19 protein-coding genes and 1 riboswitch are annotated in these 20928 nt (G+C 40.4%); of the genes, 14 read left to right on the forward strand and 5 right to left on the reverse strand.

What is annotated here, in order from left to right; translation table 11 throughout:
* Positions 1-57 precede the first annotated feature (57 nt).
* The 7 genes from QLQ22_RS04255 (at position 58) to QLQ22_RS04285 (ending at position 5888) form a co-directional block, all read left to right on the forward strand.
* The gene (locus QLQ22_RS04255; protein ID WP_284016062.1) at positions 58-1440 is read left to right on the forward strand and encodes an FAD-dependent oxidoreductase; all 1383 of its coding nucleotides are present in this window, start codon (positions 58-60) and stop codon (positions 1438-1440) included.
* A 67-nt stretch (positions 1441-1507) separates the two neighbouring features.
* Positions 1508-1705, forward strand: coding sequence for a hypothetical protein (locus QLQ22_RS04260; RefSeq protein WP_284016063.1), 198 nt, complete (start codon positions 1508-1510; stop codon positions 1703-1705).
* A 27-nt stretch (positions 1706-1732) separates the two neighbouring features.
* Positions 1733-2983 carry an MFS transporter gene (locus QLQ22_RS04265; RefSeq protein ID WP_284016064.1) on the forward strand — a complete coding sequence of 417 codons (1251 nt, stop codon included), beginning with the start codon at positions 1733-1735 and terminating at the stop codon, positions 2981-2983.
* 160 nt (positions 2984-3143) lie between these two features.
* The gene (locus QLQ22_RS04270) at positions 3144-3491 is read left to right on the forward strand and encodes an ArsR/SmtB family transcription factor (RefSeq protein ID WP_284016065.1); all 348 of its coding nucleotides are present in this window, start codon (positions 3144-3146) and stop codon (positions 3489-3491) included.
* Between the two features lie 15 nt (positions 3492-3506).
* Positions 3507-4802: an arsenic transporter gene (locus QLQ22_RS04275; RefSeq protein ID WP_252208085.1), complete on the forward strand. Its 1296-nt coding sequence runs from the start codon at positions 3507-3509 to the stop codon at positions 4800-4802.
* A 34-nt stretch (positions 4803-4836) separates the two neighbouring features.
* Positions 4837-5256 carry an arsenate reductase (thioredoxin) gene (gene arsC / locus QLQ22_RS04280; protein ID WP_284016066.1) on the forward strand — a complete coding sequence of 140 codons (420 nt, stop codon included), beginning with the start codon at positions 4837-4839 and terminating at the stop codon, positions 5254-5256.
* A 143-nt stretch (positions 5257-5399) separates the two neighbouring features.
* Entirely contained in the window at positions 5400-5888 is a 489-nt protein-coding gene (locus QLQ22_RS04285) for a GNAT family N-acetyltransferase (RefSeq protein ID WP_284016067.1), read from the forward strand.
* A 63-nt stretch (positions 5889-5951) separates the two neighbouring features.
* On the opposite strand, the gene QLQ22_RS04290 is transcribed toward QLQ22_RS04285, so the two are convergent.
* From QLQ22_RS04290 to crcB, 3 genes are all read right to left on the reverse strand, one after another.
* Entirely contained in the window at positions 5952-7040 is a 1089-nt protein-coding gene (locus tag QLQ22_RS04290) for a M42 family metallopeptidase (protein ID WP_423246230.1), read from the reverse strand.
* Positions 7041-7106: 66 nt separating this feature from the next.
* The gene (locus tag QLQ22_RS04295) at positions 7107-7466 is read right to left on the reverse strand and encodes a fluoride efflux transporter FluC (RefSeq protein ID WP_284016068.1); all 360 of its coding nucleotides are present in this window, start codon (positions 7464-7466) and stop codon (positions 7107-7109) included.
* The gene (gene crcB / locus QLQ22_RS04300; RefSeq protein WP_284016069.1) at positions 7463-7861 is read right to left on the reverse strand and encodes a fluoride efflux transporter CrcB; all 399 of its coding nucleotides are present in this window, start codon (positions 7859-7861) and stop codon (positions 7463-7465) included. The genes QLQ22_RS04295 and crcB overlap by 4 nt, the downstream gene beginning before the upstream one ends.
* 50 nt (positions 7862-7911) lie before the next feature.
* Positions 7912-7971, reverse strand: a riboswitch (Fluoride riboswitch).
* 249 nt (positions 7972-8220) lie between these two features.
* On the opposite strand from crcB, the gene QLQ22_RS04305 reads away from it, so the two are divergent.
* The 3 genes from QLQ22_RS04305 to QLQ22_RS04315 all read left to right on the forward strand — a co-directional run bounded on the left by QLQ22_RS04305 (position 8221) and on the right by QLQ22_RS04315 (position 12069).
* The gene (locus QLQ22_RS04305) at positions 8221-9615 is read left to right on the forward strand and encodes a sensor histidine kinase (RefSeq protein ID WP_284016070.1); all 1395 of its coding nucleotides are present in this window, start codon (positions 8221-8223) and stop codon (positions 9613-9615) included.
* Between the two features lie 479 nt (positions 9616-10094).
* On the forward strand, positions 10095-10247 hold the full coding sequence (locus QLQ22_RS04310) for a lmo0937 family membrane protein (protein WP_223440000.1): 153 nt from the start codon (positions 10095-10097) through the stop codon (positions 10245-10247).
* Between the two features lie 169 nt (positions 10248-10416).
* Complete coding sequence (locus QLQ22_RS04315) at positions 10417-12069, forward strand: ribonuclease J (protein WP_284016072.1); 1653 nt, start codon at positions 10417-10419, stop codon at positions 12067-12069.
* Positions 12070-12103: 34 nt separating this feature from the next.
* On the opposite strand, the gene QLQ22_RS04320 is transcribed toward QLQ22_RS04315, so the two are convergent.
* Both QLQ22_RS04320 and QLQ22_RS04325 read right to left on the reverse strand, forming a co-directional pair.
* The gene (locus QLQ22_RS04320; RefSeq protein ID WP_223440003.1) at positions 12104-13477 is read right to left on the reverse strand and encodes an MFS transporter; all 1374 of its coding nucleotides are present in this window, start codon (positions 13475-13477) and stop codon (positions 12104-12106) included.
* An 84-nt stretch (positions 13478-13561) separates the two neighbouring features.
* Positions 13562-15034 carry a SulP family inorganic anion transporter gene (locus QLQ22_RS04325; RefSeq protein WP_284016073.1) on the reverse strand — a complete coding sequence of 491 codons (1473 nt, stop codon included), beginning with the start codon at positions 15032-15034 and terminating at the stop codon, positions 13562-13564.
* Between the two features lie 351 nt (positions 15035-15385).
* Here QLQ22_RS04325 and QLQ22_RS04330 point away from each other — a divergent pair, with 351 nt between their 5' ends.
* The 4 genes from QLQ22_RS04330 (at position 15386) to QLQ22_RS04345 (ending at position 20870) form a co-directional block, all read left to right on the forward strand.
* Positions 15386-16303, forward strand: a complete 918-nt coding sequence (locus QLQ22_RS04330) for a proline dehydrogenase family protein (RefSeq protein ID WP_223443158.1) — start codon at positions 15386-15388, stop codon at positions 16301-16303.
* Between the two features lie 37 nt (positions 16304-16340).
* Positions 16341-17882, forward strand: coding sequence for an L-glutamate gamma-semialdehyde dehydrogenase (gene pruA / locus QLQ22_RS04335; protein WP_223440005.1), 1542 nt, complete (start codon positions 16341-16343; stop codon positions 17880-17882).
* A 145-nt stretch (positions 17883-18027) separates the two neighbouring features.
* Positions 18028-19497, forward strand: coding sequence for a sodium/proline symporter PutP (putP, locus tag QLQ22_RS04340; RefSeq protein ID WP_423246231.1), 1470 nt, complete (start codon positions 18028-18030; stop codon positions 19495-19497).
* A gap of 152 nt (positions 19498-19649) precedes the next feature.
* Positions 19650-20870, forward strand: a complete 1221-nt coding sequence (locus QLQ22_RS04345; RefSeq protein ID WP_284016074.1) for a PucR family transcriptional regulator — start codon at positions 19650-19652, stop codon at positions 20868-20870.
* The last annotated feature ends 58 nt before the right edge of the window (positions 20871-20928 follow it).

A 20928-nucleotide genomic window follows, 5' to 3' on the forward strand; every position in this document is an offset into this window, starting at 1 on the left:
GATGCATACTAATAATTTTATTTGATTTAAATTTAATCATAATGAGGAGGATTTTTTATGGTAAACCTTACTATCTCACTTAAAGCAAACGGGTGCTGTGCACCACAAAATCAATCTTTTCCAACAAATGCTGAGGTGTCTCATGAGCCTAAATCAAAACTGCCCGTCGCCATTATTGGAGCAGGTCCTGTAGGCCTTGCAGCAGCTGCTCATTTAGTGAGCAGAGGAGAATCCTTTATCTTATTAGAAGCTGGTCAGCAGGCCGGTGCTAATATTTTAACCTGGGGCCACGTTCGTTTATTTTCACCATGGCGGTATAACATGGATAAAGCGTCTTTAGCATTACTTGAAAAACATGACTGGACTCAGCCGGAGCCAGATGCTTTGCCGACCGGAAAGGATCTCGTGGAACAATATTTGCAGCCGCTTTCGAACCTTCCTGACATCCAGCCATTTTTACATTTAAATACAAAAGTTTTATCTATCAGCAAAAAAGATACCGATAAAATGAAAACGGCAAATCGCGATGGAGTTCCGTTTATCATCTGCGCAGAAAAAGACGGCATGTTTCAAACGTTTGAGGCAAGAGCGGTATTGGATGCAACAGGAACATGGGGGAACCCAAATCCATCTACTTCAAATGGAATATGGCTGAATGATGAAAAATCTCTTCAAAATCATATTTTTTATGGAATTCCTGATATATTGGGAAAAGAAAAAGAGCGGTATGCAAAAAAACGTGTGTCCGTTGTGGGCGGCGGCCATTCAGCAATTAATGCTTTATTAGAACTTGCAAAACTGAAAGAATCTTATCCTGATACAGAAATCATTTGGGTGATGAGAAGGCAAAGTGTTGAAGATGCCTATGGCGGGGAAGAAAAAGATGCTCTGGAAGCAAGAGGTGCATTGGGCAGCCGCATTCATCAGCTGGTTGATCAAAAGATGATAAAAGTAGAAACGCCATTTTTTATTCAGAACCTTAAAAGGTCTGAAAACGGTATAAATATGATCGGTACACAAAATGGAAAACAGCGAACTCTTTCAGGAATAGACGAAGTCATTGTTAATACAGGCAGCCGTCCAGATCTTACAATAGTCAGTGAACTGCGTACATCAATCGATCCTTCAACCGAGAGTACAGAAGCCTTAGCCCCTCTAATTGATCCTAATATTCATAGCTGTGGAACTGTACGTCCGCACGGGGAGAAGGAACTTCGCCAGCCGGAAAAGAATTTTTATATGGTCGGTGCCAAGAGTTATGGGCGTGCGCCTACATTCTTGATGGCAACAGGATATGAACAAGTCAGATCAGTTGTTGCATATTTAAGCGGAGATCATGCCGCAGCTGAAAAAGTTGAATTAGATCTTCCTGAAACAGGTGTGTGCAGTTTGAACCTTAAATCTAAATCCTCATGTGACGAAACTAGTTCTTGCTGTTAATTAGAATAAGGGAGAATTCAGTTCTCCCTTTCTGTCTGAAAAATAAACTGGATAAAGAGGTGAGTGTATGGTGATCAATCACGCAGGCACTTTAAGGCCAGAGTTTTTCATTGCCTATATGAATTTGATTATGAATGCATTTGAATGTTCAGTCGAACAGGCCCGCAATTTGACATTTGAACGCCTCTTTCAATCAAAAGAAGATGATTTAGGAAATGAAAGCTATAAACAGTTTCTTAAAGCGTATGAAGCAATAAAACAATAGGAATTTGAAAGCAGGTGATATGCAGCAATGGAGGATTCAAAAAGGAACGATCAGAATCAAAAAGTGATTACAATGGTTGCCATCATTACAGCACTAAGTTTACTGGGAGATTCCATGCTTTATATTGCCTTGCCTATTTTCTGGAGAGAAGCAGGCCTCGACTCTATTTGGCAGGTGGGAATTCTTCTTTCCATTAATCGGTTTATTCGTCTGCCCTTTAATCCAATTGCAGGATGGATTTATAAAAAAATCTCCTTAAAAACCGGGCTGATCATTGCGATCATTATTGGAGCATTTACTACGCTTGGGTATGGTATATTTAAGGGGTTTATCGCTTGGGTTATCCTCCGTGGCTTATGGGGAATTGCCTGGTCATTTTTTCGGATCGGCGGACTTTCCAGTGTGGCATTATATGCGGATGAAAACCATCGCGGTGAAGCAATGGGGTTATACAACGGAATCTATCGTCTGGGCAGTTTGTTTGGAATGCTGCTTGGAGGATTATTCGTTCCGGTTTTAGGTTTGACTGTGGTCTCTATAGTATTCGGCATGCTGACGTTGCTTGGACTTCCGCTCATTTTATTTTCCTTTTCAAAAAAGAACGATGCTCAAAAAGACACCCAATCAGATCCATTAATGCCCGCTGCCTTATCATTTGTATTTAAGCGGAAACTTCTCATTATTATCAGCGGCTTTTTTATTACCTTGCTGATTCAAGGAGTGCTGACCTCCACGTTAACCTCACTCATAGACTATCATTATGGTCAGGAAATCAGTTTCTTTGGCTTAATCGTCAGTGTGACTTTTTTATCAGGAATGATCCAGTCTGCAAGATGGATGTGGGAACCGTTCCTTGGCAGAAAAATTGGTTTCTTGTCAGATGGACCAAGCGGAAGAATTCCCCTATTTATCTCTTCCTGTATCTTAACAGCGGTTTTATTTGGACTGATTTCATACAGTCTGCCCATATGGTTATGGACCATTGTGATGCTTTCAGTTCTATTAGGAGCTACAGCTATTTCTACCCTGTCAGATGCCATTGCAATTGATGCAGCAAAGAGTGCAAATGTTGTTTCTTTCCTTACACTCTACTCAATCGTTCAGGATGTAGGAGCCGCATTGGGGCCATTCCTAAGTTACATGCTCATTGAGCTTAACCGCGGATTTATCTATTTGTATTGGGGAGGAGCCTGCGTGTTTACAGCTATAGGATTTCTATGGTTTCTCCTATACCTTGCTGAAAAGACAGCGGGATCAATTCATAACTTACATAGTTGATTAAAATTTTGAAGCTTGGAGCGTAAATCCAAGTTTTTTTGTTTTTTGATTTCAAAAAACGAATATGTTTACAATAAATTTACACAGTTTTTATACATAAGCACTTTATTATATAAGTGAAAAATTATATAATGATTTTCGACATGGAGGTGCTGGTAATTTGGAAGTGAGTTCAACGCTTGATATTCAGAAAGTGTCTCAAATACTTAAATTGCTTGGAGATAAAACACGTCTCACGATGATGAAAATGCTCGAGACAAATGATTGCTGTGTCTGTGAATTTACAGCGATTTTTAAAACAAGTCAGCCAGCAATCAGTCAGCATTTGCGTAAACTTCGTGATGCAGGATTGGTAAAAGAAAACCGGAAAGGCCAATGGATTTTTTATTCCACGAATAAAGAGAATGAATACTATCCAATCATTAAAGGATTATTAATTTATTTACCTGCACAAGATAACTTATTAATAGAACTAGAAGCACAAGGATTGCGTATTACCTGTGAATAGAGAGGGGAAGAAAGATTGACTTCAGTACTTTTAGCATCCATCATTTTTCTTTTAACTCTCATCTTAGTGATTTGGCAGCCTAAAAATCTCTCCATCGGCTGGTCAGCCTGTGGAGGAGCTTTAGTTGCTTTATTAGTTGGAGTAGTTGATTTTGGTGATGTCATGGATGTCACGTCGATTGTCTGGAATGCGACACTTGCATTTATTGCAATTATTATCATCTCTCTGATCTTAGATGAGATTGGTTTCTTTGAATGGTCTGCCTTGCATATGGCAAGAGCAGCAAGAGGAAACGGCGTAAGAATGTTTGTTTACGTATCGATTTTAGGAGCACTTGTCGCTGCGTTCTTTGCGAATGACGGTGCCGCTCTCATTTTAACTCCTATTGTTCTTGCAATGGTCCGGAACCTGAATTTCGAAGAGAAAATGGTCTTTCCATTTATCATCGCAAGCGGGTTTATCGCTGATACAACGTCATTGCCGCTTGTAGTCAGTAACTTAGTGAATATCGTTTCTGCTGATTACTTTGATATTGGTTTTATCGAATATGCTTCAAGAATGATTGTTCCTAACTTTTTTTCTTTAGGTGCGAGTATCCTCGTTTTATACTTGTTCTTCCGTAAAAGCATACCGAGAAATTATAACCTTGGTGATTTGAAGACTCCAAAGGCTGCGATTAAAGACGAAAAGATGTTCCGCCTTTCTTGGATCGTGCTAGGGGTTCTGCTCATTGGATATTTTATTAGTGAGTTATTGCATATCCCAGTATCTATTGTTGCTGGTGTCGTCGCCATTTTCTTCTTGGCTATGGCTAGACGCAGCCCAGCTGTTCATACCAAAAAAGTTTTAAAAGGGGCTCCATGGGCGATCGTTTTCTTCTCTATTGGGATGTATGTCGTCGTGTATGGTCTCAGAAATGCCGGATTAACGGCTGTTTTAGCTGATGTGATTCAGGCAGCAGCTGATCAAGGGTTATTTGTCGCAACCATTTCAATGGGCTTCATTGCCGCAGTCTTATCTTCGGTCATGAACAACATGCCGACTGTCATGATTGATGCATTAGCCATCGCAGGTACAGATACTGCGGGCACGCTAAGAGAAGCATTGATTTATGCAAATGTGATTGGTTCAGATTTAGGACCTAAAATTACACCAATCGGTTCTCTTGCCACGCTTTTATGGCTCCATGTTTTGAGCTTGAAAGGCGTCAAAATCTCTTGGGGCACGTACTTTAAAACAGGTATCATCTTAACGATTCCAACCTTGTTTATTACTCTAATTGGACTCTATCTGTGGCTGCTCATCATATAAAACATCAAACTCAACTTAAAAGGAGACAACAACTATGTCTAAAAAAACAATCTACTTCTTATGTACTGGGAACTCTTGCAGAAGCCAAATGGCAGAAGGCTGGGCAAAAAAACATCTTGGCGAAGAGTGGGATGTGAAAAGTGCCGGACTTGAAGCACATGGATTAAATCCAAACGCTGTAAAGGCAATGAAAGAAGTTGGGATCGATATCTCAAACCAAACATCAGATGTGATTGATCCTGAAATCTTAAACAATGCGGATTTGATTGTTACACTTTGCGGACATGCAGCTGACAATTGCCCTGTAACACCTCCACATATCAAACGCGTACACTGGGGATTTGATGACCCAGCGAAAGCAGAAGGAACAGAAGAAGAAAAATGGATGTTCTTCCAGCGTGTACGTGATGAAGTTGGCGAAAGAATTGAGCATTTTTCCAAGACTGGCGAATAATAAAACTGAAAACGCCGCTTCATCTTTTCGAGGCGTTTCTTCTGTCATATTAAAGTCTCAGAAATGAGGCTTTTTTCTTTTAAATAAAAAAGCTGAATTTTATAATAAATTAGAAGGAAACAAGAGATTGAGGGGTGCTTGCATTGAACTATCAAATTAAAGAAATGATTGACAGCGACTGGGATCAGGTTAAAACTATCTATCTTGAAGGCATTGCGACTGGTCATGCAACATTCGAAACGGATGCGCCTTCTTGGAAAAGCTGGAACGAAAGTCATTCAAAAACGTGCCGGCTTATCGCTAAAGACGGAAATAAAACCCTTGGCTGGGCGGCATTAAGTCCTGTCTCAGGGAGATGCGTGTACGCAGGAGTAGCAGATGTCAGCATTTATATCAGCCAATCATACAAGGGACAGGGGATTGGAACTGACTTGCTGCGTTCCATAATAGAATTAAGCGAAAAAGAAGGATTTTGGACACTTCAGTCAGGAATTTTTCCCGAAAACACTTCGAGCATAATATTACATAAAAAGGCTGGTTTCAGAGAAGTTGGGATTAGAGAACGCTTAGGCAAAATGAATGGAGTTTGGAGAGATGTCGTCCTATTAGAAAGAAGAAATGGGATTCTTTAATCTTTCAATGAAAAATAAAAAACGAAGAGTTCTTAAACAGTCTCTTCGTTTTTACTATTAAATTCAATGGATTTTCCCATTCATCTCTATTATTTGCTTAACTGTTTTTTCATCCAGTCGTTTGATGACTTCATAAAGAAGTTCAACTGCATGATCCAGATCGTCTTTGTGTACGATGGAAACGTGGCTGTGAATATATCTTGCCGGAACGCTGACTACCAGTGTAGGAACCCCCTGATAACCAAGGTGGAATTTCCCTCCATCGGTTCCTCCGCCAGGCATGATATCTACTTGGTACGGGATTGAGAGATCTTTTGCCACATTGACGACAAAATCACGGAGTTTTGGATGAGGGATCATGCTTGCATCGTAAAAGCCAAGCAATGGCCCTTTTCCTAATACCGTATGTCCTTCTTTCTCTTTCATTCCGGGTGTATCGCCAGCTACTCCAACATCAAGTGCAAACGATAGATCAGGATTGACTTTATTGACTAAAGTCTGTGCTCCTCTCAGGCCTACTTCTTCTTGTACAGTGGCCCCTGCATATAAAATATTTGACGCCTTTTTATCTGCAGCGATTTTCTCTAATGTTTTCAGGGCTACGTAGCAGCCCGCACGGTTATCCCAATTCCGGGCAAGCAGAAACTTAGGGTTTGGCAGCACTTCGAATGGGCAGACAGTCGCGATCGGATCGCCGGCCTGAACACCAAAACTCTCTGCTTCTTCTTTACTTGAAGCACCAATATCAATAAACATATTTTCGGGCTTCAGCACATTTTTGCGTTCTTCTACGGATAGAACATGAGGAGCCTTAGAACCGATGACACCTGTCAAATCTCCTTTTTTCGTCAGCACTTTTACGCGCTGCGCAAGCATGACATGACCCCACCATCCGCCTAATGTCTGAAACCTTAAAAATCCGTCATTTGTAATGGTTTTTACCATAAGGCCGACTTCATCCATATGACCGGCGATTAAGATTTTCGGGCCTTTTTTTCCCGTAACTCCAACAATACTTCCAAGATGATCTTTTTGTATCTCAGGTGTAATTTGACTTATGTTTTCTTCTAGCACCTTATGAATCCTTGCTTCAAAACCTGAAGGTCCTTCAGTTTCGGTTAATTGTTTCAACAGCTGTAAGTCTTTTTCCACTATACATCCCTCCATTAAGTAGGATGCCATGGATCAGGAGATTCTACGCTTATTTTTATATGGCATTCAAAGCTCGTTCATTCCGATTAATAATCCTATAAATGCCAGTAATAGCCCGCCTCCATATGAGAAGAGGAGATATTTAATAAGAACAGGCTTGTTATCCTTTTCACTCAGCTGGATATTCTCCAGTTTGAATGTGGAAAACGTTGTAAAAGCTCCCATAAATCCAATGCCGAACATCGAATAAAAGCTTTCAGAAACCCCTTCTCCAGTCATCCACCCGAGCAAGAATGAGCCGGCTAAATTGACCGTGAGTGTGCCGGCCGGAAATCCAGTCTGACTTTTTATATTCATCCGTGAGCTGATAATAAAACGGGCAATTGCCCCTAAACATCCGCCTGCAGCAATTAATAATAAATTCATGATGCAGCTTCGCCCCTTTTCTTGAACATGCCGCGTCCCAGGGTGTAACCGCACCACGTCACGAAAAGCCCTCCTGCAAAACTGAGCAGCACATAGATAAACGCAATGAGGATTGAACCGCTCCGAAGCAGCATAACTGTCTCAACACTAAACGTGGAAAAGGTTGTGAATGAGCCGACAAGACCTGTTCCGAGCCCTGCTAAAATATGAGGATGAAAGAGCTTCAGCCTCACAATACTAGTTGTAAACCATCCGAGAATAAAGCAGCCAATTAAATTCGCAAGAAGGGTTCCCAAGGGAAAACCATCGCTGAGCCAAGGGTGGGTAAGTACGCCTAAAGAATACCTAAGCAAACTGCCAATTATTCCACCGGCACCGATCAATAAATAAATCATCTTGCAAACCTCCAATTTCAGATAAAAAAATAGACTCCTGCCCACATTGATTATGAGCAGGAGTCATCAGCACAGAGGCGGTTGCGGCGAACGCCATCGCCTATCATCATGTCTTAATAGCCTTATTTTAATAATGAACCTCATCTTTTTCAAGTTTTTGTCATTGGAACTCTTTATAAAAACTCATAAAAACTTCACATCATTGTTATAAAATAAGGATTATACTTTGGTATAGAACTTTAAAGCTGGGTCTGAATTGAGTATACAATAAAGGTTATCATCATTGATGATGAAGAAACAATGACACATACCTCATTCAAACAGCATGGGGTGTAGGCTATAAATTTGAGGTGTAATGATTGAAACGTCTGAACTTAAGCCAGAAAGTGCTGATGCTGATCGGCATCTGCATCATTTTCAGTATCTTATTCTCGTTCTTTTTTCTTCATTTTTTATATAAAGAATTGTACTTTAACAGCATTAAAGAGTCTGTCATTTATCAAGGCGAGCGAACTGCCGCCCACTATCATTACGGTTCTCTGAGTGATGAAATTATTGAAAAAATTCACTGGTACAATGTCGTCTCTGAATATGAAGTGATTGTACTGGATGATATTGATGATTTAAGCACGTATTTTCCCTATGAAGTGAATTATGAAGCTCTCATAACAGGTGAAGACCGCAAAATCCTTGAAAATGGAGATTACATTGTAAAGGATGGCTACGTAAAAGAATTGAACCGTGAAATTATTGGCGCCGTCTTCCCGATTATGGGCGATAAAGGGCTTATAGGTTTTATCTATATATATGTTCCATTAGCAGATCTTCAAGAAGTATTCGAAGGCAGTCTGCCCATTCTTCTGCTTGTAGGCTCGCTCTTTTTTATGATACTCTTTTTAGCCGTTAATCAAATTCGGCGATCCCTTTTTCAGCCGCTGAATGAGTTTCAGGAATTTTCAAGAGAGGTGTCAAAGGGCAATTACTCAAATCGCCTTCTAAACAAAAATCATGATGAAATTGGGCAGCTGGCGCACGCCTTCAATTCCATGAGTCAGTCGCTTGAGGAGCAAGAAGCCAGGAAAAAAGAGTTTCTTGCAAATGTCGTGCATGAGCTTCGAACGCCTCTAACTTATATTGGAGGTTATAGTCAGGCACTTAAACACCAAATGTATGCCTCACCAGAAGAAGCGGATCATTATTTGATGACGATTGAAAGAGAGACAAATCGCCTGAATAAGCTGATAACCGATTTAATTGACCTTGATCATCTTCAGGAAAACATGTACACGCTGAATGCTGAACCTATAGCGATTGTTCAGCTGTTTTTAGATACCCTTGCATTATTTGATATCAGAATTAATGAAAAGAAGCTAAAAACAGAACTGGATATTCATGAAGATCTAGTCGTTACAGGAGATCCAAAACGGCTGCAGCAAGTGTTCTACAATCTCCTGGATAATGCTATAAAGTACTCTTCGGAGGAAAGCTATATTAAAATGACCCTTACTGAGGAAAACAAGCAGCTATTGTTTCGTCTGAACAATAAGGGAAATGAAATATCAGAAGATGATCTGGCCCATATAGGAGAACGTTTTTTCCGTACGGATAAAGCAAGAAGCCGAATGACAGGAGGAACGGGTCTTGGTATTTCAATTGTTAAAGAAATTGTCAGGCTGCATGAAGGTGAATTTACGATCAGCAGCGATAAATCAAACGGGACAACAGTAACTGTATTACTGCCGGGACTATTATAATTCCGCTAAACCGTCCGATTTTTTTGGACGGTTTTTCGCTGTTGATTAAAAGTGAAGTTTCTATTCTTAGTCATTGATAAGATCAAAGAGTATGAGTGGTAACGCTTGAAATGGAAAAAAAGTGTCCCAAACGCCTTTTCTGAGTCTCACAAAACACTTCTATCAGAAAAAAGTGTCTTCATCCGAAATAAAAGAAAAATGAGATTTCAATCATACCTGTGTGAAGCGGTAATGGGGGAGCAGTTGAATAAAATAGCCACAGCCGCCAATGAGATTGGCTGTCAGCTCATTTATAATGTGGAGAAAGCGTAAGCATCAAGGGAAATCAGGTGCATCAGTTTAATCAAAGAGGCCCCGCAGGGAAACATCATTAAAGGAAATTAAACAGGCCGTAAGCTGAAAGTAAAAGTTTCATTTAATAAAATGGAGGGAAGATAACCTTTAATTAAAATAATTAAGAGAGAAAGAAGGTAAATGCGATGTTATGGACGATAATTGGACTATTACTTTTATTTTGGGTGCTCGGTCTTGTATTTAATGTAGTTGGAGGAATCATTCACGTTCTTCTTGTTCTTGCTGTGATTGTATTTCTTTATAACTTTTTTGTGAAAAGACGCAAAACGAGGGTTTAAATTGAAAAGAAGACTGAGGTGAAGGCACAATGCGTGCTTTTGTCTCAGTCTTTTTTTATACCGTTTTATTAATGCCTTTCTTAGGCAGAAGGTGTGATACAATTAAATAATAGCTGTAAAAATAATGACTCGGAAAAAGAAAGTGATCAACAGTGCTAGGAGACTAAACATGACAGTAGAGAAAAATGTAAAGATTATTCCGCTTGGCGGAATGGGTGAAATCGGGAAAAATATGTACCTCGTCGAATATGAAGGTGAGATTGTGATTGTCGATTCAGGAGTAAAATTCCCTGATGAAGAATTAAGAGGCGTAGATTACATCATCCCTGATTATACATACTTAGTGAAGAATGCCCATAAAGTAAAAGGGCTTTTTATCACTCATGGACATGAAGATCATATTGGCGGTGTGCCTTTCTTATTGAAAAAGCTGAATGTTCCTGTATTTGCAGGAAGACTAGCTATGGGATTTATCAGAAGCAAGCTTGATGAGCATAACCTGCTCAGAGATGCAGAGCTGCATGAAATTACAGAAGAAAGTACGATCAATCTTGAAAGTCTGAAGGTCACGTTCTTCCGGACCACTCACAGTATTCCGGATTCGTTTGGCGTAGTCATCCATTCGCCAATAGGGAACATTGTTCACACTGGCGATTTTAAATTCGATTTGACACCGACAGGGCCGGAGCAGGATTTATCAAGGGTTGCCAAGGTTGGGCAAGAAGGTGTCCTTTGTTTGCTATCCGACAGTACTAACAGTGAAGTACCCGGTTTTTCTGTATCTGAAAAAAAGATCGGGCAAAATATTTTAGATTTGGTCCGAAAACAGTCCGGGCGGATTATTGTTGCCTTATTTGCATCTAATGTCTTTCGCCTTCAGCAGGTGATTAAAGCATCTGTTGCCTGCGGCAGGAAGGTAGCCTATACAGGAAGAAGCATGGAAAGAGCGATATCAATCGGCCTTGAGCTTGGCTATATTGAAGCGCCAAGCGGAACGTTTATTGATCCGGATGAAATCAGTTCCTATAAAAACAGCGAACTGACAATCCTGTGTACAGGCAGCCAGGGGGAGCCTTTTGCAGCTCTTTCAAGAATTGCAGAGGGAAAACATCGCCACATCCATATTGAGGAAGGCGATACCATTATTTTTTCATCGTCCCCTATACCGGGCAATGTTCTAAGTGTAAACAGAATTATTAACAAGCTGATGAAAGCCGGAGCAGATGTTATTGATAATAAGCTCTATGACATTCATACCTCAGGACATGGCGGACAAGAGGAGCTCAAGCTTATGCTGAAGCTGCTGAATCCAAAATTCCTGGTGCCGATTCACGGTGAATACCGCATGCAGAAAATGCATCAGACACTTGCAATGGAGTGCTTTATTCCAGAAGAAGACATATTCATTTTAGACAATGGACATGTCTTAAATGTTTCCAGCGATAAGGCGTATCCTGCTGGGAAAGTGCCGGCGCGTTCTGTCTATGTGGACGGAAACGGAATCGGAGATGTTGGAACATCTTTACTTGGCGAACGCAAGCAGCTTGCAGACAGCGGAATCATTTCCATTCTGATCTTTAAAAATGGAGAAGCTATCATCCGCAAACCGCAGATCATTTCAAGAGGCTTTGTTTACTTAAGAGAATCCAATGATTTCATTGTGGAAATTGAAGCATTGGCTGCTGCTGTTATCAGGGAAGATAAGATTGTTGGGGATATCGAGAAACATTTGAATTCAGTGATTTCCGATTTTATATATAAAAGACTTAAAAGATCTCCTATTGTTGTTGTTAAAGTGATTGATGTGAAAAAAGAAAAATAACACAAGCTAAAGCTCTGTACATGTACAGAGCTTTTTATTGTCTTTCAATCGGAATTTGTTCAATTTTGCCTAAAACCACAGTATAAAAGAGCAATCCAATTACTAAAACCGCCGCTGCAAGAACAAATGCTATATTAAAGGATCCTGTCTTATCAACGATGTACCCTGTCAGAAAAGTGGCAATGATCCCCCCGAATAAATTGTTCGAAAAGTTAACCATCGAGCTGAGGATAGCTGTAGTGCCCGGTGGTGAAAGCTTAGCTGCAATCGTCCATCCAACGGGGGCAGTAGCGGAAATACCAGCTAGTCCAATAGAAATAAAAAGCATAGACAGGATTGGATCCTTCGTGAAAATAGAAGCTAGAAATGTAAGGCCGACTGTCATTCCAATGATGATGATTCCCTTATAAACTTTGTTTGGAGCATAGCCTTTTCCAATGAAAAAATCGACGAGCCATCCTCCCGCAATAATTCCTGAAAGAGCGGCAATCAGCCATGGAATGGCCGTATAAAGGGAGGAGGAAAGTAAATCAAGTTTAAACTGCTCCCTGAAAAAAGTCGGAAGCCAGAGCAGCAGCAAATTAAAGGTATAGCCGTAACCAGTAAAGCCAATCATTAGTCCCCATACTTTCCTATTTTTAAAAAAGGTTTTTAATACACGAAGAACTTTGTAGGATGGTATATCTGCAAGATCCCCATACTTTTGAATGTAATTGATTTCTTCTTTTGAGATGCTCTTATGTGAACGCGGTTCATCATAATATTTCCAGAAGATGATCGTAAAGATGACATTAATGACTCCAATCGTTAAAAAGGCCATTTTCCAATCATAAAGAGTAATCAAAATTGCAACAAGCGGCCCTCCGATTACATTGGACAGTTTTGCTGATGAATCAAAAAGAGCGTTTGCGAGCCCTCGTTCATGAAAAGGGAACCAGTTGGCTGTAGCTTTTGCTGCTGCAGGAAAAGCGGATGAGCTCGTAATTCCTGTGAAAAAGCGGAGAATATAAAGAAGTAGTGTTCCTTGAACGAATACAATACTGATGGTTAAAATTGTCCAAAGGATCATGCCGATTCTCGTCACCCATCCGACTCCCCATTTATCGAGCATTCCGCCAATTGGAAGCTGCATAAGGGTATAAGCATAGTTATAAATAGTGAAAACAAGTCCCATTTCAAATGCACTGAGGGAAAAAGCCTTCTGAAGTTCAGGTGCTGCTGCAGCTACTGCTACTCGGTCAAAATAATTTAATATAATAAAACTGCTAAGGAGGGAGGAAATGGCCCATCTCGTGTTCTTGCCGTGAGGACGGATTATTTTTTCTGAATTGCTCAGGGACAGACACCTGCCTTTCAGCTGAGGAATGGAATAAAAGGATTTCCTGCTTAAGGTTTCCTCTTTTGCCATTCATCATTCTTACCGATAGGGATACACAAAAATAATTCTCTCAGAGAACGAAAAAGAGATGCACGGATGTGCATCTCTTAAGAATTAATGGTTTGCTGCTTTCGTATGTGATTTGTCATATACGGCTAATTTATTCAGAAGATTGGAACTGTCGTTATTCAGTCCTGTCATTCTGACTTCTGTTCCATTTTGCCTGTACTTAAGAACAATCTTATCAATGGCTCCTGCAGCTGAATCGTCCCAAAGATGAGCATGATTTAAGTCAATCACGACAATGTGAATCTCTTCTTTGAAATTGAATTTAGAAAGAAAATCTTCCACTGAAGCAAAAAAGATCTGACCGCTGACTTTATAAGTTTTTATTAAAGTTTTATCATTTATAGAGGTTTCTACATGAACTTTGGAAATTTTTGCTGCGAAGAACAGGGCGCTCAAAAGGACTCCTGCAAGTACACCTCTTGATAAATCATGAGTAGCAACAACTGTTACCACTGTCACAATCATTACCGCCGCGTCTGTTTTTGGCATATGATGCAGCTTTGTTAAAGAAGACCAGTCAAATGTGCCGATGGACACCATAATCATAACACCGACAAGAGCTGCCATTGGAATTTGGATAAGAAGGTCGTTTAACAATAAGATCAGAACCATTAAGAATACACCGGCAACGAAGGTTGATAATCTTCCTCTTCCGCCTGATTTAACATTAATAACAGATTGTCCGATCATCGCACATCCTGCCATACCGCCAAAAAATCCATTGATTATATTAGCAATACCCTGGCCTTTTGCTTCCTTATTTTTATCACTTTCCGTATCCGTCATATCATCTACAATCTGTGCTGTCAGCAATGATTCCAATAATCCTACAATAGCTAAAGCGAATGAGTACGGAAAAATGATTTGCAGAGTTTCAAAGTTTAATGGAATATCAGGTATCAAGAAGAAAGGCAGCGCTTGTGTGAGTTCTCCCATATCTCCTATCGTTCTTACACCTGCTCCTGTCATAACTGAAATAATCGAAATCACTATGATTGCAACTAATGGAGAAGGAACGGCAGTAGTAAATCTGGGAAGGATATAGATAATTGCTAAAGCACCTGCTACCATGGCGTACATGATCCACGTTTCACCAGCAAAATGCGGAAGCTGAGCCGTAAAGATCAGAATAGCCAATGAATTTACAAATCCAACCATAACAGACCTTGGAATGAATTTCATCACTTTTCCGAGCTTTAACACACCCATAACAAATTGAATGACCCCTGTCAGCACAGTTGCAGCCAATAAATATTGCAGGCCGTGATCAGCAACGAGCGTCACCATCAGCAATGCCATTGCTCCTGTAGCGGCCGAAATCATACCTGGTCTTCCGCCTATAAATGAAATCACAACTGCAATACAGAAGGAAGCGTATAAACCGACCATCGGATCAACTCCTGCAATAATAGAGAAAGCAATCGCTTCAGGAATGAGGGCTAAAGCAACGACGATACCAGATAAAATATCTCCCCGGATATTGCCAAACCACTCTTGTTTAATTGTCTGTACGTTCAACCTAAAAACACCTCTTTATCTTATTTTATTGGGACTTTCAACTCTCATGAAAGCCGTGGCCGTTGATAACCTGGAAATTATACCACCCTTTATGAATTAGACGTAGTTTGAAGTAAGCGAGTACATTTGCATATTGCTCTTTATTGCCTCTGTTTTCGGCCATTCACGCTGAAAAATATAAACATAGTATTGATAGCTATTAAACTTCCAATTTCCATACTGCATTTGGCCATTGTCCAAAATCAACAAATAAAGCGCTTGATTATTGTATTTTTAGAACGTTGTGAAAATTGTCGAAAAAAAGTAAGATTATCTTGTGATTACAACTTCTACAGGAGGTGTGCGTTGGCGATGGAAGCGATTACAAGGGATTTTTTCTTATTCTTATCCAAAAATAACTTACTTAATAATATTGCAAAGAAGCGCGGCGGCAGTTTTGCTGCTGGAAAAATTATTGGTGGAACAGATTTTCAAAGTTCCATCAAATTCATTAAACAGCTGAATGAGAGCGGCCTGCTGGTAACAGTCGATCATCTTGGAGAATTCGTAGATTCAGAGGAAGTAACAAGAGAAAGAACAGCGGAATGCATCGAAACAATTGAATTGATCAGCAGGGAAAAGCTTGATTCACAAGTATCTCTAAAGATGACATCCCTCGGTCTTGATATTGATCATAAGCTGGTCATTGAAAATATGACGAAAATCCTTGATACGGCGGAAAAACACAATGTTATGGTTACAATTGACATGGAGGATGAAGTCCGCTGTCAGGCTACTCTTGATATTTTCAGCCAGTTCAAAGCAAAGTACAGCTGCATCAGTACAGTCTTACAGGCTTATTTATATCGTACAGAGAAGGATTTAAGAGACCTCGCGCAGTATAAGCCATTCCTGCGTCTCGTAAAGGGAGCATACAAAGAGTCTCCTGAAGTGGCTTTCCCTGAAAAGGCAGATGTTGATGAAAACTATAAAAAGCTGATTGAGCAAAGTCTGCTTAATGGCAACTATACTGCCATCGCGTCTCATGATGACCAAATCATCGAATATACAAAAATGCTGGCTAAAAAGCATAACATTCCTAACACCATGTTTGAATTCCAAATGCTTTACGGAATGAGAAGCAAAACGCAATTGGAGCTTGTCAAACAAGGATACAAAATGCGTGTCTATGTACCATATGGGCTTGACTGGTATGGATACTTCATGAGAAGACTTGCCGAAAGACCTTCTAATATTGCATTTGCATTCAAAGGCATGGTGAAAAGTTAAGTTTTTTAAAAAAATTATTCTTAAGGAGCGATTTCTAATGATTCCATACAAACACGAACCATTCACTGATTTCACAAACGAGGAAAACAAAAAAGCCTACCAGGAAGCTCTTCAAAAAGTAGAAGGCTATTTAGGACAGGACTATCCTTTATATATCGGGGCAGAAAAGGTAACGACAGATGATAAAATTGTGTCTTATAACCCTGCTGATAAAGAAGAAGTGATCGGCCGTGTATCAAAAGCAAACCGCGACCATGCAGAAAAAGCGATGCAGGAGGCTTCTGCTGCGTTTGAAAGCTGGAAAAAAGTAAAGCCTGAAATCCGTGCTGATGTCCTATTCAAAGCCGCTGCCATCATCCGCCGCCGCAAACATGAATTTTCAGCCCTTTTAACTAAAGAAGCAGGAAAACCATGGAACGAGGCTGATGCAGATACTGCTGAAGCAATTGACTTCCTTGAGTTTTATGCACGTCAAATGCTGAAGCTGAAAGATGGAGTTCCTGTTGAAAGCCGCCCGGGCGAATATAACCGCTATGACTATATTCCATTAGGCGTCGGCATCATCATTTCACCTTGGAACTTCCCGTTTGCTATTATGGCGGGTACTGCTGTTGCTGCAATCGTAACAGGCAACACGATCCTATTAAAACCGGCTTCAACTACACCTATTGTTGCTGCTAAGTTTGTAGAAGTCATGATGGAAGCCGGACTTCCTTCAGGCGTTCTGAACTTTGTTCCTGGAAGCGGAGCGGAAGTGGGAGACTACCTTGTTGACCATCCAAAAACTCGTTTTATCTCATTCACTGGCTCTCGCGATGTAGGCCTTCGCATCTTTAACCGTGCGTCACAGCTGAATGACGGCCAAATCTGGCTGAAGCGCGTGATCGCTGAAATGGGCGGTAAAGATACAATTGTAGTAGATAAAGAGGCAGACCTTGAGCTTGCAGCTCAATCGATCGTAAAATCAGCATTCGGTTTCTCAGGACAAAAATGCTCGGCTTGTTCCCGCGCAGTTATCGTAGAAGATGTTTACGATCAGGTCTTAAACCGCGCTGTTGAATTAACAAAACAATTAACAGTCGGCAATCCAACAGAAAATCATTTCATGGGACCTGTTATCGACCAGGCTGCTTTTGACAAAATCATGAGCTATGTTGAAATCGGGAAAGAAGAAGGACGCATCCTTGCAGGCGGAGAAGGAGACAGCTCTAAAGGCTACTTCGTGCAGCCGACAATTGTTGCTGATGTTGATCCAAAAGCACGTTTAATGCAGGAAGAAATCTTTGGACCGGTTGTTGCGTTTGCAAAAGCAAAAGATTTTGACGAAGCACTTGAAATTGCCAACAATACAGAGTATGGTTTAACAGGTGCTGTCATTACGACAAACCGCTCTAACATGGAAAAAGCACGTGAAGACTTCCATGTCGGAAATCTGTACTTCAACCGCGGATGTACTGGCGCAATCGTAGGCTATCAGCCATTCGGCGGCTTCAACATGTCAGGAACTGATTCTAAAGCAGGCGGACCAGATTACCTTCAGCTTCATATGCAGGCTAAAACAACATCTGAAACATTTTAATAGATAAAGAATCAGAGATTCCATATCCATTCTTACATTATTCATGTAAGACAACTCCAGATTCAATTTGAGGAAGTGACAAAAAAGGTTGCTTCCTCTTTTTAAAAAAATATAGAAATTTCTTGGTTATGAAAGGGGTTCCTCTATGATTGATTACGCATTGGTTTTATCTATAAGCATTTATATGGCGGGAATGCTGCTTATCGGTTATTTTGCCTATAAAAGAACGTCCAATCTAAATGATTACATGCTTGGAGACCGCGGTCTCGGAGCTGCTGTTACGGCTTTAAGCGCTGGTGCAGCAGATATGAGCGGTTGGCTGCTGATGGGACTGCCGGGCGCTATGTTTGCGACAGGACTCAGCTCCATCTGGATTGTCATCGGTTTAACGCTTGGCGCTTATGCCAACTGGCTTTATGTTGCACCTAGATTAAGAACGTATACGGAAGTAGCGAATAACTCGATTACCATTCCGGCTTTCCTTGAGAATCGATTTGCGGACGGAACACGGATTCTGAGATTAATTTCGGCTTTAGTTATCTTAATATTCTTTACTTTTTATGTATCATCAGGGATGGTATCCGGCGGTGTTTTATTTCAAAGTACATTTGGGCTTGATTATCATACGGGATTATGGATTTTAACTGGTGTTGTGGTGGCCTATACATTATTCGGCGGATTTCTTGCGGTAAGCTGGACCGATTTTGTTCAGGGTATCATCATGGTTGTTGCCTTGATTCTTGTACCTATTGTTACACTTATTCATGTTGGGGGTTTTGGACCTTCCATTGACACAGCACGATCGATTGACCCTGCACTTTTAAATATTTTTACTGGAACGAGTCTTTTAGGAGTTATATCATTATTTGCCTGGGGACTTGGCTATTTTGGCCAGCCGCATATCATTGTCCGCTTTATGGCGATTAATTCAGTAAAAGAAATCAAAAAAGCCCGTAACATCGGGATGGGCTGGATGATATTCTCAAGTATCGGTGCGATGCTGACGGGATTTATCGGAATCACTTATTTTTCTCAAAATGATATGAAGCTAGACGACCCGGAAACGGTTTTCATCGTATTAGGAGAAGTACTGTTCCATCCATTTATTACAGGATTCTTAATTTCTGCTATACTGGCAGCGATTATGAGCACAATCGCTTCACAGCTTTTAGTAACTGCCAGCTCATTAACAGAGGATATTTACAAAACGTTCTTCAGACGCTCTGCTTCAGATAAAGAGCTTGTCTTTTTAGGCAGATTGTCCGTTCTGCTTATCTCGGTTATTGCCCTTATTCTTTCTTGGGAGAAAAACGACACGATCCTTGGACTTGTCGGCTATGCATGGGCTGGATTTGGTTCATCTTTTGGACCGCTGATTCTGCTCAGCCTCTTCTGGAAGCGAATGACGAAATGGGGAGCATTGGCAGGGATGATCGTAGGTGCCGCAACGGTTATCTTCTGGTCGATGGCAGGCCTGTCAGAAACTCTTTATGAAATGATCCCTGGTTTTGGAGCAAGCTTACTTGCTATTATTGTGGTCAGTCTGCTTACTGCTCAGCCTTCAAGAGAAGTAGAAGCACAATTTGAAGAGTTTGAGAAAATTGTAAAAGAATAAGTTTGAAGGGCCGGGATTTCCCGGTCCTTTTTATTCGCTGATAAATCCTGAATGACTTATTTTTGATCTCTAATGCAGCCGCTATTCCCTTCCTGCTGTTAAAAGTATTATAATTAGGTTCATCATTTATATTTGAAGCAGGAGGGCCATATATGTTGCTGGAAAAAATTCTGACACTGACAAACATTAACGATATTACAGATATGGTCAGCACTAATTTAAAAAAACCAGTCGTCATTGAAAATGATCAATTCTCTTTGCTGTCCTACAGTTCTTATTACATAGACCATTTCGATCAAGCCAATCAGCAGACCATTTTTACAAAGCATTGGCCAATTCCTATTCTTGAGAAATTCATGGATGAAGGCATTGTCGATCAGCTAAAAACGATTCCCCATCCGTTTCGGGTGAAACAGATAAAAGAAATCGGCTTAAATCAGAGGGTTGTTGTAAGCGCAATCTACAGGGAGCAGGTTTTTGGCTATATATGGGTTCAGGAAACAGAAACTATGACAGATTCAGATCTGAAATTCCTGCATGAAGTTTCGCATCATATCGGCAAACTTCTTTATCAGAAAAATCAGATCAGCCTTAGAGAGAATGAAGAAAAAAATGAGTTCTATAAAAAAATCATCGGTGAGGCGTTCCAGACTGAAAATCAGATCAAGTGGGAAGCAGCTAATCACAGTATCCTGATTCCCGAAACGTTTCTTGTTAATATTTTTACCATTTCTCAAAATGATGAAGAATTGTTTGAAGAAGTAACAGAAACAGTTCGATTATTTGCAAATGCCTTAAATCATTTGTCCCATGTTTTTACGGAACAGCTGAAGATTGTCGTTATAATCGGGAGCAATACAAAAGGCTTAAGCCAGCTTTCGGAAAGCGCAGAGGAATTAACGAGTACGGTCCTCTCCCAATTTAATGGACGAAAAGTGTATGCCGGCATTGGAAGTGAGTATTCGTCTATTCTTCAATTGAAGAAATCTTATCTTGAAGCGCTTGAAGTAATCAATGCAGCCAAATTTATCGGAACACCTGATAAACTTCCTTTCATATACAGCAAACTCGGAATTTTCCGTTATCTCGAAACGATCTCCAAGCATCATGGGATAACAGGCTACATCAATAAAAATATTCAGATTCTGCAAAAAAAGGATCAGGAAAGCCAGACAAAATTACTTCAAACGCTTGAAATCTATCTTCTTAACAACTGCCGCATCAAACCGACAGCCGAACAGCTGTTTATACACACAAACACGTTAAAATACAGAATCAATCAAATTGCTGATCTTACCTCCATTGATTTCGATGATTTTCATTCACGAATCCAGCTTTATATTGATTTACAGCTCATCAAGCAGGAAAGCTAATTCGTCTGAAAGAGCAGGGGGAAATCTCCCTGCTTTTTTAGGTGCATAAAGGGGTGGC

The organism is Metabacillus hrfriensis (assembly GCF_030127205.1).
In the GTDB taxonomy this organism is placed as follows: Bacteria; Bacillota; Bacilli; order Bacillales; family Bacillaceae; genus Bacillus_P; species Bacillus_P dongyingensis.

Bases quoted from the DNA above. Each gene is read 5' to 3' on its own strand.
- QLQ22_RS04255 (WP_284016062.1), top strand. From the start codon at position 58: ATGGTAAACCTTACTATCTCACTTAAAGCAAACGGGTGCTGTGCACCA.
- QLQ22_RS04260 (WP_284016063.1), top strand. From the start codon at position 1,508: ATGGTGATCAATCACGCAGGCACTTTAAGGCCAGAGTTTTTCATTGCC.
- QLQ22_RS04265 (WP_284016064.1), top strand. From the start codon at position 1,733: ATGGAGGATTCAAAAAGGAACGATCAGAATCAAAAAGTGATTACAATG.
- arsC (WP_284016066.1), top strand. From the start codon at position 4,837: ATGTCTAAAAAAACAATCTACTTCTTATGTACTGGGAACTCTTGCAGA.
- QLQ22_RS04295 (WP_284016068.1), bottom strand. From the start codon at position 7,466: ATGAATTTATTATTAATTGCTGCAGGCGGATGTTTAGGGGCAATTGCC.
- crcB (WP_284016069.1), bottom strand. From the start codon at position 7,861: ATGATTTATTTATTGATCGGTGCCGGTGGAATAATTGGCAGTTTGCTT.
- QLQ22_RS04310 (WP_223440000.1), top strand. From the start codon at position 10,095: ATGTTATGGACGATAATTGGACTATTACTTTTATTTTGGGTGCTCGGT.
- QLQ22_RS04315 (WP_284016072.1), top strand. From the start codon at position 10,417: ATGACAGTAGAGAAAAATGTAAAGATTATTCCGCTTGGCGGAATGGGT.
- QLQ22_RS04320 (WP_223440003.1), bottom strand. From the start codon at position 13,477: ATGGCAAAAGAGGAAACCTTAAGCAGGAAATCCTTTTATTCCATTCCT.
- QLQ22_RS04330 (WP_223443158.1), top strand. From the start codon at position 15,386: ATGGAAGCGATTACAAGGGATTTTTTCTTATTCTTATCCAAAAATAAC.
- pruA (WP_223440005.1), top strand. From the start codon at position 16,341: ATGATTCCATACAAACACGAACCATTCACTGATTTCACAAACGAGGAA.
- putP (WP_423246231.1), top strand. From the start codon at position 18,028: ATGATTGATTACGCATTGGTTTTATCTATAAGCATTTATATGGCGGGA.
- QLQ22_RS04345 (WP_284016074.1), top strand. From the start codon at position 19,650: ATGTTGCTGGAAAAAATTCTGACACTGACAAACATTAACGATATTACA.